General features: G+C 27.7%; 9 protein-coding genes. 6 read left to right on the plus strand and 3 right to left on the minus strand.

Translation table 4 applies throughout. The features are described from left to right. The first annotated feature begins 9 nt into the window (after positions 1-9). The 6 genes from EXC46_RS02835 to EXC46_RS02860 are packed head-to-tail and all read left to right on the plus strand — an operon-like array spanning position 10 to position 6,235. Entirely contained in the window at positions 10-1,812 is a 1,803-nt protein-coding gene (locus EXC46_RS02835) for an ABC transporter permease (protein WP_044888885.1), read from the plus strand. Continuing rightward, positions 1,812-2,522, plus strand: a complete 711-nt coding sequence (locus tag EXC46_RS02840) for an ABC transporter ATP-binding protein (RefSeq protein ID WP_027333605.1) — start codon at positions 1,812-1,814, stop codon at positions 2,520-2,522. The genes EXC46_RS02835 and EXC46_RS02840 overlap by 1 nt, the downstream gene beginning before the upstream one ends. Next, positions 2,500-3,486 (plus strand): aromatic motif membrane protein, encoded by a 987-nt coding sequence (locus EXC46_RS02845; protein ID WP_129622178.1) that lies wholly within the window; start codon positions 2,500-2,502, stop codon positions 3,484-3,486. The genes EXC46_RS02840 and EXC46_RS02845 overlap by 23 nt, the downstream gene beginning before the upstream one ends. After that, the gene (locus tag EXC46_RS02850) at positions 3,476-4,507 is read left to right on the plus strand and encodes an aromatic motif membrane protein (protein ID WP_027333607.1); all 1,032 of its coding nucleotides are present in this window, start codon (positions 3,476-3,478) and stop codon (positions 4,505-4,507) included. The genes EXC46_RS02845 and EXC46_RS02850 overlap by 11 nt, the downstream gene beginning before the upstream one ends. Then, positions 4,507-5,469 carry an aromatic motif membrane protein gene (locus EXC46_RS02855; RefSeq protein ID WP_027333608.1) on the plus strand — a complete coding sequence of 321 codons (963 nt, stop codon included), beginning with the start codon at positions 4,507-4,509 and terminating at the stop codon, positions 5,467-5,469. The genes EXC46_RS02850 and EXC46_RS02855 overlap by 1 nt, the downstream gene beginning before the upstream one ends. Continuing rightward, complete coding sequence (locus EXC46_RS02860) at positions 5,453-6,235, plus strand: hypothetical protein (RefSeq protein ID WP_027333609.1); 783 nt, start codon at positions 5,453-5,455, stop codon at positions 6,233-6,235. Before EXC46_RS02855 ends, EXC46_RS02860 begins: the two co-directional genes overlap by 17 nt. A 52-nt stretch (positions 6,236-6,287) precedes the next feature. On the opposite strand, the gene EXC46_RS02865 is transcribed toward EXC46_RS02860, so the two are convergent. The 3 genes from EXC46_RS02865 to EXC46_RS02875 all read right to left on the minus strand — a co-directional run bounded on the left by EXC46_RS02865 (position 6,288) and on the right by EXC46_RS02875 (position 13,026). Next, a complete protein-coding gene (locus EXC46_RS02865; protein ID WP_129622179.1) occupies positions 6,288-8,171 on the minus strand; it encodes a restriction endonuclease subunit S in 1,884 nt (627 codons plus the stop codon). Further along, entirely contained in the window at positions 8,171-9,733 is a 1,563-nt protein-coding gene (locus EXC46_RS02870) for a type I restriction-modification system subunit M (RefSeq protein ID WP_027333449.1), read from the minus strand. The genes EXC46_RS02865 and EXC46_RS02870 overlap by 1 nt, the downstream gene beginning before the upstream one ends. Before the next feature lie 95 nt (positions 9,734-9,828). Then, a complete protein-coding gene (locus EXC46_RS02875; protein WP_027333450.1) occupies positions 9,829-13,026 on the minus strand; it encodes a type I restriction endonuclease subunit R in 3,198 nt (1,065 codons plus the stop codon). Positions 13,027-13,038 lie beyond the last annotated feature (12 nt).

Genomic DNA, 13,038 nt, shown 5'->3' on the forward strand with positions numbered 1-13,038 from the left:
AAGGGAAAAATGTATAAACAAATTTTAAATTATCTTAACTTTTTAAAAGTAGTAGTTTTTTCTAAAAAAATTACATGAATACTTTTAATTCTATTTATAGCTTTAAACATAATAGTGGACATTGTTTTAGCTGTATTACAAATTAACATGAATAAAAATATGGTTATTTTTATCATGGCATTTGTGCAAATTTTATTTACCATCTTCTATAGTTCTTTAATTTACGTTAATATTTTTAAAGAATTAGAAGAAGAGGGATTAGAAATATTAACATTAAGTAAACCACTGAGTCGGAAAAACATTTATATTGCAAAAACTATTTTTTGTGTGTTATTTAGTCTTGTTTTTGGACTCGTTTTAATGCTAAATAACTTATTTTTAGCAATTGCAATTGGATATTACAATATCATCATTTTCTATCTTTTAATTAGTTTTTTCAGTTTTGCTATTGTATTTAACTTTTTTGGTTCGATTGCATCACTTATGGCCTACCGTTTAAATACTAAAATAGCAATGACATTGCCATTTATTGTAACTGCACCTCTTATGATTGGAGGAGTTATCTTGAATAATTATTCAACAAGTACAGCCAATAATTTTGGATACTACTTGAATTTAAAATATCAAGATAATTTATCTGGTCGCATTTCAAACACTGAACAATTTTATTTAAATGAAAAACAAGATAACTTCTTTATTGTGCCTAATGGTTACAAAAATGAAAATTTAAGCGAGAAACAAAAACAATTTTTAGAAGCAGCTTATAATGCATCTAACAATAATGAGGTTGCAATTTATTCTTGACTTGCAATTCCGTATCAATTTTTAGATATTTTCAATATTGAAAATCAAAATATTTTTGATCAGAACTTAAACAAAAATAATCTTGAAAATGTTTTATATTACAACAAACTTGATTCATATATTTATAAATATAAATTAAATCAAACAGCTAACCTCAAGCTTTATAACTTTACAAACGAGAGTGAAAACGAAGCATTCTTTTTAATTCCTGGTGCTCTTAAAAATGAAACATCAAGAGACAATATTTACAATACTAATTTAATTTATGCAAGAGAAAACGCAAACAACTTCAATATAGAATTTCCAGAAGATAAATTTGTTTTTGCTGCAAGCGACAATTTAGTTGGGCAAATCAAATGAATTTACATTAAAGAAGTTTTAGAAGATAGTGAATTTAAAAAATATGCAAAAGAATTTTTTGACAAGATTGAAAAAAGTTTAAATCAAAGCACAGAAGCAAATCTTGATATCAAAAATTTAATTATTCAAAAAATTAGTGAAGAGTTAGAAAATAACGATTCATTTTTAAATAGATATACAAGCTATATGACAAATGTCTTTAATCCTAACTCAATTGAAAACAAAATAATTAAAACAGACACAGAAAAGAAAATTTATTTAGCAACAGCTCTAATTTACTACCTATACTTTGCTCAAAACAATTCAATTTTAATGGAAAGTATTTTATTAAATGACAACCAACAAAATGGTTACGCTCCACAACAATTTAGCTTCCAGATCAATAATCATCAATATTTAATTGGTGGATACTCATCATATATTCCGGTACAAGAAGTCAAAAATATTGATGGTGAAGATAAAATTATTATTCGTTATAACCTTCACCAAAGCGATAATTATCTTTTCCAAAAAACTAAAGAAGTTTACGAACTACAAAGAACAAATCAAATCGTATCAAAACTTGGTTACTCAATCATTTGAACATTGCTTGTTGCTGGTTTACTTGTTTTAAATGCTTATAAACACACAAAAAAGGACTATAAATAATGAACACAATTTTAAAAATTCAAAATTTAAGTAAAATTTACACTTCAAATAAAAAAGTTAAAACAGGTATTTTCGATTTGAATTTTGAAATTCAAAAAGGTGAATTTCATGCTTTTATAGGTGAAAACGGAGCTGGTAAAACAACAACAATTAAAAGCATTGTAGGAGCATATCAAAATTTTGAAGGTTCAATTTTAATTAACAATATTTCAAACAAACTACCAGAAAGTAAGAAGTTTTTAGGTTATGTGCCTGAAAACGCTAATTTTCCAAAAGATATTACAGTTTATAACTATTTATACTCTCTTGCACTACTTAATAATTTAACTAAAAAAGAAATTGATGCTAAAATTGATTATTTTCTAAAATCTTTTGAAATTGAAGATCTAAAAAACTTAAAGCCATTTAATTTCTCATCAGGTCAAAAGAAAAAAATCTTATTGATTCAAGCTTTAATGTTCGAACCAGAAATAATTGTACTTGATGAGCCAGCTGCTAATTTAGACCCGACTGCTAGATATAATTTATTCAAATTGTTAAAAGAGCTTAACGAAAAAGGGACAACAATTTTTATTTCTTCACATGTACTCAGTGAAATTGATAAGTATGTAGACTCATTAACTTTAATTCACAAAGGCAAGATTGTCTACACAGGTAAAAAACAAGAAAGTCTTGAAAACATTTTTTATGAAAAAGTTATTAAAAATTAGTTTGGTTCCCTTTTTAGCTTTTACTTCCTTTTCGCTTGTAGCTTGTCAAAACGCTAGCTCTAAAGAGATTAAAATTCAGCATCAAAAAACTTTTCAAGAAAAAATCGATCCTCATCTAAAAGAACTTGTAAGTAAGTTTTTCCAAAATAATCAAGCTGAAATTAATTCATTTTATACTCTTGAATCACAAACAAATAAATTACTTTTTCCAGAAGTTTTAAACTCACTTATTTTTGCTCCTTTATGAGATGTTGATGTTTATGATAATTCTGGTTATTCAAAATCAAAACAAACTTTTCAATCAATTAAAAATATTCGCGAAATATTACATCAAAAATGATTTTGAGCTTTAAATAACATTGATAAATTAGTTTTTGTATATAACCCTTACGGAGCAGATTATAATTACTATCCATTTGAAAACAACGAAGCTCAAAAAGAGACAATTAAAACCAAAATTGCTAATGGAGAGGTGCTAAAAGAGATCAAAAACCCTCAAATATTAGATAGCTTTGAATTTGAGCTTACTAATGATAAATTTGATATTTACACAAATAAAAAGCTTAAATTTCTCAAATTTGACGCTAATTTATTTATTCCGCTTTTAGAATTCGAAAGCGAACAAAAATTAAATTATTTCCTTTTTCCGGAGTTACTTGAACTTAAAAACAATGAGCAAGAAAGTGAAACATTTACGGAGTTTGTCTCAATTTTTAACAAACAAAGAGAAAAAAGAGACGCAGAAAACATTCAGTATTATAAAGAACTAAATGCAAGCGAAAACGAAAATGAAAGCTCATTTGATAGTGATGAATATCTTAAAAATAACAATGATAAAGTTATTTTTGATGTCTATACTAAAAAGAATTATGCTGAACTATTTAAACGAACAATTGAAGAATTAAAGCAAAATCAAAATATCGAGATTACAAAATATACATGAGGTTACTTAAATGAAAAATAAATGAAAGAAAATCTTGTTTACAACTTTGAGCATTAGTACCATTTCTTTTTCGTTTTCATGTGCAAAATATGAATCTCCTAAAAAGTACGAAACTTTTATTGACCATAATTTAGATGTAATCGAAAATAAACCAACAAATGAAGAAAATAAAACTAAAGAAATTTTAAATTTACTTTTAAATCAAGTTTATAAAAATAATAAAGTCGCAAAAGAAAGATTCTTAAAAAGTCAAAACAGCACGCAAGTAGAAACATCATTTCAAAATCTATACAAAAAATATCAAACAATGTTTTTAGAAAAAGCATCCTTAAAAGAAGAAATTAAACAAATCAAAGAAAAATTAAAAGAATATGAATTCTTACCCTTCCAATATGAAAATGAAATAATCGCCTCAAAAAACAGAATTCAAGAAATTAATCAAAAGTTAAAAGAATTTCAAAATAGCTTGATTAATTATGCTACTAGTTTTGAAACACTCATGAGTGAGAACTGATATTTCTTCTTAACTCATTTAGAACTTTTTAAATTTGAATTTGTAAGGTATGTTGGTGAATATCTAGCTAGTTCAGTTGAAAATATCAAAGAAACCAATCCACAAAAATATGCGGAAGATAAAGAAGTTTTAACTGATGCTTATTTAGAAAAATTCGCTACTTTACCTGCTTCTAAAACATTTTCTCCATCTGATGAATTTTTAAGTTCAATTGTTCTCGGAACCGAAACAAATGAACTCAATAACACTAATATTTATTACCTCAATAAAGATAAAATGATATTTAGAATCGAAATTCAAGGGACAAATAATAAAGAACCATTTCTGAAAATTGATAATTGAATTTGATATTTTGAAAATTTAAAAACTCCTGAAATTTCAGCTAATTTAATCTCATCAATTTATCACTTTGCTTTTATTCACCAATATAAAGAAGCATACAAACAATTTAAGGAAGATATGGTTGAAAAACAACGCTATGGTGAACCTGTTTTTGTGATACCAGTAATCAAAACAAAGGAGAATTAATGAAAATAAGAAAAATATTATCATTTGGTTTAATTCCTAGTTTACTTTCACTTGGTGCTGTTATATCTTGTCAAAATACCGAAAAAGTGCTTACAGCTAAAAGTCAAATTACTGCTAACTCTCAAAAAGATGAGTTTAATCTTTTTGTACAAACTAATTTAGTCCAAACTATTTTAAATAATATTTACAAGGACGAAGAAGCAAAAACAGATTATATTAATTCACAAATTAATCTTTTAGATAGTAACTATCTAAATATTGCAAAAGGTGCTTTAAGATATGCTAATCCAATTACCCGTTCATTAAATTCCCAACGTTCATTTAGTGGAAACTTTTGATTCAAAAAAACAGTCGCAGACACATTCGAAAAATCTGATGAAGTAATTGAAGAACTTTTTAATAAAAACTGACTCTTTTTACTTTTTCATTACCAAGATTTAGTCTTTATGCAAGATCAAAATGCTGAAGGAAATGATGTAGAAAGTATCAAGAAAATCAAAGAATCATCAGAAAACATATTGCTTTATGGTAGTTTTTATAAACCAAAAAGTAATCACTTTCTTGACTTTGTAGTGCAAGAGTATGATAATAATGACTATTCGAATATTAAGAAAATTTTTATCTTAACTGAAGATGGCTTTATTTTAAATATCAACCTTGAAATTTATCAGCCACAACCTAAATATGATGAAAATTACAACGAGATTCCAGGTGAAACTGTGACACAAGAACCTAGCGTAGAAGTCTTTATGTATATTTTTACTTATCCAAAGCTCCTTTTTAGTAAAAATAAAACAAATGATTTTGATCTAAAAAAATATATAATGGATACACAAAGTTTTGTTGGTTTCGACGAATACGGAAACGACACAAAACAAGTATTGTTTATCGACAAATACGGAGGGACAGAATTACGTTATACCGTAATTGATATATCTAACCAAAATGAAGAAACAAATTAATTTATGAAAAGCATTCGCTTTTAGTTCATCCTTAATTGCTCCACTAGCTATTTCAAGCTCGTGTAATGCAGTTGCAAACAACAATTCACAAAACATTTTTGTAAAAACGCTTTTAGACAAAAAACAGGAAGCTTGATACATTCCCCAAACTAATTTAACTTTTAGTGAATTAGAAAAAGAGCTTGGTAAGAAAAACGCTATTCATAGCGCTGATTACGAAAGATTATTAAAAAATGCTACCCAAATCATTCTTGATAATTTAAATAAAATTAACTTACAACCCAAAGAATTCTACATTTTCCCTGAAAATAATGCATATTCATTTAGCGACACATTTAAGGAACAATTAGGATTAAGCAGCAATAATTCAAACAATAATTCTAGCAATCATGCTCACAAACATTACAAAGTTGACACACAAAGCTTTAAATTGTTACAACTAAATATCACAAATGATCGTGTATATGACAGTAACGAAATAAATGGCGCTAAAGTTTGATTTGTTGCTCGCGGAAATGTTGTTTTTAAATTCTTGATTGTAAATAATCAAATTTATTTTAGTAATCAGATTTTAATGTTACGTTTTGCAAAAAACACTAAATTAAACTCTAATTTACAGCAAGAATTTGGATATCAAGATGAACTAGATTTAATTAACAAATTCTTCAACCCTACTGAAATTAATCAAGAACTTGTCAACGAATATGAAAAATTCGCTTTAAACGAAGTTTTAGGGCCTGTTGCTCTAATTAGACTTCAAAATTAAGATCAAAAAAGTACAAACTTTTTGCTTGTACTTTTTTTTGTTTAACTTTTTTTTAATCTTTAGCTAGCTTTTCTAAATAATCAAAAATCTTGTCTCTATAATATTCGTATTGTTGCTGTCTTTTAGTCTCTTCTGCCGGAAGACCGATACTTAAGTCTTGACAAAGACTCTCAAAGCTGTCAAGAATTTCGACTATTTTGTTTTGTGTTTTTAGTGGCGGAAGAGAAATTTTAATTTTAGAAACAACATTACTCATTAATTTAGCGTTGGAAGTTTCCCTTTTAACATATTTGTTCATATTTATAGTTAAAAGGTAATATAAATATTTGATAGAGGCAAAGTCAACACAAACATCTATTAAACCGCAAATATTAGTGATACTAAATTTGCCTTTTCTGTGAAAAACAGTTCCTGCTTTAGCACCGTCTGTTGTTCAAGTTATAAATTCACCGTCAAAATCATAAGTGCTTATTTTACCTAGCTCTCCGTTATTTTCTGTTTGAGAAGAATAAACAGGAAATAAACCTAAATTTCTTTGAATTTCTTCTTTACTAATAACTCTTCCTCTTTTGATATTAGCAATAAAATCTAAAGGAACATCAATAATGATTTTTTCAAAGATAAATTGGAGCACCTTAACTATTCCGTGGTCTCTCTCTCTCTCTCTCTCTCTCTCTTTGGCAGAGTTAGTTTCTAATTTACCTGTTTCTAGATATTTAAAGATAGCATCACGGTAGTATTCATATTGTTGTTGTCTTTTTGTTTCTTCTGCTGGAAGACCGATATTTAAGTCTTTACAGATGGCTTCAAAGTTATCAAGAACTTTAACTATTTTGTTTTGAACTGAAAGAGCAGGTAATGTAAATAATTTTTCTGCAAATACAGATATTCAATGTCTTTTGTGTTCTTTTGATGATTCTTCTGTATTGTGGATGAAATTTAATCAATAATAAAAGTATTTAATATTAATATTACTGTTTTTAGGTGTCAATATCTTTATAGCGGAAGATTTAATCTTAAAATCAAAATCTACTAATTTTAAATCTGTTGTAAAATCGTCGAAAATTATTACAGGATTTTCTTTGCTTGAATGAAAAATATTTTGTTTTTCATCTGTATATCCTAAAATGAATTTTTGATTAGCAGTTAAAACGGGAGTTTTAAATTCAGGACTGTATTTATCACTTTTTACAATAAATTTTGTTGGTTGAATATAATCAATGTAATCCTTTACTTTTGCTATATTTGATTTTATTCCACTGATGCTTGCATCATTGGACAAATTGTTGTTTGACAACAATTTGTCTCTATAAAATTTATATTGCTCGTCCCTCGCCTTCAGCTCCGCCTTCAGCTCCGCCTTCAGCTCCGCTGAATACTCGGTAAATTTGTCAAGAATTTCAACTATTTTGTTTTGAATTTCAAGAGGTGGAATAGGGATTTCTAGATTTAAAATACCAGGCATATATGGGTGTTGAATGCCGCTTCCTCTATAGAAACTAAAAAGAAAATCTTTTATTGAGTGAAAAAAATAATAAATAAATTTTGTATTTAAAACATTAGTGTCAAATGATTGGCAAATTCTATTATCACTTGTTATGAATTTCCCTTTGAAATATTGAATATGCATAGTTGAAGAACCACCAGGAATTGCCACTATCTCTTGATCATAAATTTGGTTTTTATATTTTTCAGAAGAAGTAAAAAAGTTAGATGGAAATGTTGTAAGAATTTTTATATCGCCGTTTTCATCTTTTAAATTTTCGATATCTTTAGCAAATAAATATTCATATTTAACATTATTTTTTATTTGTTTCTCTTTAGATAAACCTGCGAATGTTTTGTCTCAAATAGTCACTTCATACAATTTCTTTTTAATAACTTTAGAATTGTTAGAAGCTAGCTCTTTTTCCATTAAATCTTCAAATAACTTCATTATTCTTCACCTTCAAGTTCAGCAATAATTTTATCAATTTCATCACGTAAAACAGCTTGACGAGCAACAATTTCTTTAAGTTCCGCATTAAGTTTTTTGATATCAATAACTTCTCTTGTATCTTCTTTTTCCACGTAAGAATTAACAGAAAGATTGTAATCGTTATCTTCAATTTCTTGTCTTGTAGCAACTTTACAATAGTTAAGAACGTCTTTTTTATCGTTGTAAATTTGTAAAATATCTTCAATATTTTGGTCTGTTAATTTGTTTTTCTTTGTTATTTTGACAAAGAAGCTTGATGCATCGATAAATTTAACACTTGAATCAAATCTATTTTTCTTTAACACCAAAATACATGTTTCGATGCTTGTTCCAAAAAATAAGTTGTCAGGAAGCTTAATAACAGCTTCAACATAGTTGTTTTCAACTAAATATTTACGGATTTTTTGTTCAGCACCTCCACGGTACATAATACCAGGGAAGCAGACAATCGCAGCAGTTCCGTCTTCAGATAAATTATAAAGAGCATGTAAAACAAAAGCTCAATCCGCTTTTGATTTAGGAGCAAGCACACCAGGACCTTGGTAACGAGGATCATTGATTAATGTTTTATCATCATTTTCATTTCAACCAATTGAATACGGAGGATTAGAAACAACAATGTCAAAAGGACCATATTCTTCACCTCTTGGATGAATTAAAGTATCATCACAGTACATTCTAAATTTATCAAATGGAATGTCGTGTAAAAACATATTGATCCGGCAAAGGTTATATGTTGTGACGTTTTTTTCTTGACCATAAATTCCGTTTTTGATATTTTCAGCACCTAAAAGTTTAACTGCTTGTAAAAGTAATGAACCTGATCCAGCACACATATCGTAGATTTTCTTAATTTTAGTTTTGTCTCCAATAGCTAATTTAACAAGTAATTTACTTACTTCTTGCGGAGTAAAATATTCACCACCACTTTTACCTGCATTTGAAGCATACATACCCATTAGATACTCATAAGCATCACCAAATAGATCAATAGTATTATCTTGTAAATTACCAAGATTCATACTTTCGATACCTTTTAAAAGTGAAGTTAAGGTTTTGTTTCTTTTAACTACTATATCACCTAATTTGTTGTTATTTACGTCAAAGTCTTGAAATAAACCTTTAAAGTCTTCCTCACTTGCTTTTCCTTTAGCTGAATCTTCAATTGAACGGAAAATTCTTTCAAGAGTTTCGTTAAGATTTTCGTTATTTTCTGCATTTTTTGAAACATTGACAAAAAGATCTTTAGGGTTAATAAAGAAACCTAAATCGTTTGTTATGCCGTCAATTGTTTCTTTATCAATCTCTCCTTGATATAATGCATAATCAAAATTTGGATCATCTTCTCTTGCTGATTCATTGATTTTATAAGTAATTTTTTCAGATAAAAAACGATAAAACATTCCGCCCAAAACATAGTTCTTAAAGTCTCATCCGTCAACGCTTCCTCTTAATTTATCTGCTATATTTCAAATTGTTTTTTGTAGTTCACTACGTTCTAATTCTTTCTTATTGTACATATTATGTTTCTCCTAATTATTAAATTGATTATAAATTAATAATTTAAATAAAGAATAGAAAACAAGCAATAAGCTGCTTGTGTTGTTGTTTTAGATTATTCAGGAAAAACTAAACCTTTAAATTTATCAAAAAGTTGTTTTAGTTTTTCATATACTGTATATCTTTTTGTATTTCTATTTTTATTAAAATAATTCTCTTTAATTGTTTTTCCTAGCCCTGGCCCTTCAAATCTAATTTCACCATTAACAAAAGAATCACTCATGTAATTTTCTGTCTCTTCTTTGTAAAGGTTCATTTCTTCAATAATATTTGTAAGTTCTTTATTGTACTCTTCTTCGGTATATTTATTTCAGCTGTTATTAATTTGATCTTCAACTTCTTCTTCACTGTTTTTATCATGAAGAGAGCTATCTTCTACATTCATCTTCTCAATAAACTTGAAAATAAGTTGCTTTTTGTTTCTTAAAGATGAGCTCGAATCAATTGAGCGTTCGATATTGTTTTGAATGTCTTTTGTCTTTTTCTTTTTCAAAATGTCACTTGAAACTATTTTTAAAATATAGTCAATGTTAATTTCATCTTGTCTCACAAGCTCAAGTTCAATAACCACATCATCAATAATGCTTTCTTTACCATCCTTGATTGCTTTTTCGTTTTGTTCAGCAATGACTCACTGGCGTGAACTATAATCTTGAAAGGCTCTTTCATCTAAAAAAGTTTCCTCTTCTTCTTGGAATTGATCAAAAGAGCGAAGGATGTTTCTGAGTCTTAAAACAGATCCAAAAAGAGAAATAAATTCTTTTTTGTTTTCTTTAGTTAATAAAACTTCGTCTAATTTTTGTGGATCATCAAGCGGAAATTTTTCTTTTAATTTCGCTGTTAATTCTTTGTATCCTTCAATTTTCTTGTTTGTTCTTTTATCAATGTAACCATCGATGTAATCGTTATAAGTTTTTAAAAGCACAATTTCTTTGGTATTTTCATCACCAAAGAGAGCAATTGCTTCATCTGTTTCTCTTGAAATATCTCTAAAAGTTACGATGTTTCCATAGCTTTTGATTGAGTTTAGAATTCTATTAGTTCTTGAAAAAGCTTGAACAAGTCCATGTTGACGCAATGGACGATCAACTCATAAAGTATTTAAGGTTGTAGAGTCAAAACCGGTTAAAAACATATTAACAACGATTAAAATGTCAATTTCACGGTTTTTCATTTTAAGCGAGACATTCTTGTAATAATCTTGAAAGCCATCTTCACGATCCATACTATATGATGTATTAAACATTCTATTATAATCATCAATAGCATCTTGCAGAAAGTCTCGATCACTTCTTTGTAGATTTACAAAATTTGTAAAATCTTCGTCATCAAATTCACCGAGTTGGCTCATTTCTTTATTTGGAGCATAAGTAAAAATAGTAGCTACTTTTAGATTTTTGTTTTTCTCTTTAATTTTCTTTTTAAATTCAGTGTAATATTTTTTAGCAAACTCAATATCTTCAACTGCAAAAATCGAGTTAAAACCACGAAGAACACTTGATTCTTTATTCTCTATAGCTTTAGGGTTTTTAGTAAGTTCATTAGTATTTACTAATCTATCGAAAACGTACTTTTCATGGGTTTTGGTTTTGTGATCATAGTGTTCTAAAATATAATCAACAATTGCTGAAATTCTTTTGTTTGAAATACGAACTTCATATGTGTTTATATTTGACACTTTTTTATCTGTAACTACATCTTTGAGCTTAATTGTGTTAACGTAGTCAACTTTAAAAGGTAAAACATTACCATCATCAATTGCGTTCACAATTGTATAGGTATGAAGTCTTTGTCCGAAAAGATCTTCCGTAGTTAAAACGTTATTGGCTTGATCACGGAAATTTGAGTTTTCATTAAAAATAGGTGTTCCTGTAAAACCAAATAAATGATATTTTTTGAATTTTTTGGTTATTGCTTTGTGCATTGAACCAAATTGTGAGCGGTGACATTCATCAAATACAAAAACAACATTTTGATTGTAAATTTTAGCACTGTCGTATTGTTTGATAAAGTTAGATAATTTCTGAATTGTTACAACAATGACTTTTTTATCTTTTGAGACAAAATTATCAGAATCTAAAAGTTCAGCAAGACCTTTAGTATTTTTTACTCCAGCAGCAAATTCATTTGAAAAACGCTTGTATTCCCGAATTGTTTGGTAATCTAGATCTCTACGGTCAACAACGAAGAGAATTTTGTCAATTTCAGGATTTTTTTGAATAAGTTCTGCCGTTTTAAAAGAAGTTAATGTTTTACCGCTTCCGGTTGTATGTCAAATATAACCACCTGCTTCAATTGTTCCTTCGTTTTTTTCGTATTTCGAAGCAATAATTTTCTTAATAATTTTTTCAGTGGCTGTAATTTGATATGGACGCATAACTAAAAGCATTTTGTTAGTGTCAAAAATACAATATTTAGTAAGAATATTTAAGATTGTATTTTTTGTAAAAAAGGTTTGCGCAAAATCCATTAAATCATGAATTTTGTTATTTTTCTCATCTGTTCAATACGAAGTAAATTCAAAGGATTGAATATTTTTTCTTAAAACTTTTTCGCTTGCTTCTTGATTCCCGCTTGAAGCTTTTTTAGCTAGCTCTCTTGTTGTATTTGAATAATATTTGGTATCTGTTCCATTTGAAATTACAAAAACTTGAATAAACTCAAATAATCCGTGATCACTTCAGAAACTTTCTTTTTGATATCTTTGAATTTGATTAAAAGCTTCCTTAATATTTGAACCACGTCTTTTTAGTTCTAAATGAACAAGCGGAAGACCATTGACTAAAATTGTGACGTCATAACGATTTTTATGTGTTCCGTTATTAGCTTGGTATTGATTAATCACTTGTAAACAATTATCATGAATGTGTTCAGTTTCAATCACTTTAATGTTTTTGGTAGTTCCATCATCTAACTTGATACTAAACACTCGAATTTGTTGAATGATTTCGGTTTTATCTTGAATTCCTTTTCCCTTTCCAGAAATTTCAGTAAAAAAGCGCTCTCATTCTTGTTCGCTTTGAAATTTATAATTGTTGAGTCTTTCGATTTGATTTCTTAAATTTTGAATTAAGTCTTTTTCATTATCAATTGGTAAATATTCATATCCTTGCGATTCTAAAATGTTAATAAAACTTTGTTCCAATTCTGCTTCAGATTGATATTTTTGATCTCTTTTTTTGTTTCTAATGAGAGAAATATCAGCAACTACCGTATCATTGTTGCGTTCCATAATTTGTTTATAGTTTGACATATAAACTCCCTA

It is taken from the genome of Mycoplasmopsis glycophila (assembly GCF_900660605.1).
GTDB classification, from domain to species: Bacteria; Bacillota_I; Bacilli_A; order Mycoplasmatales; family Metamycoplasmataceae; genus Mycoplasmopsis; species Mycoplasmopsis glycophila.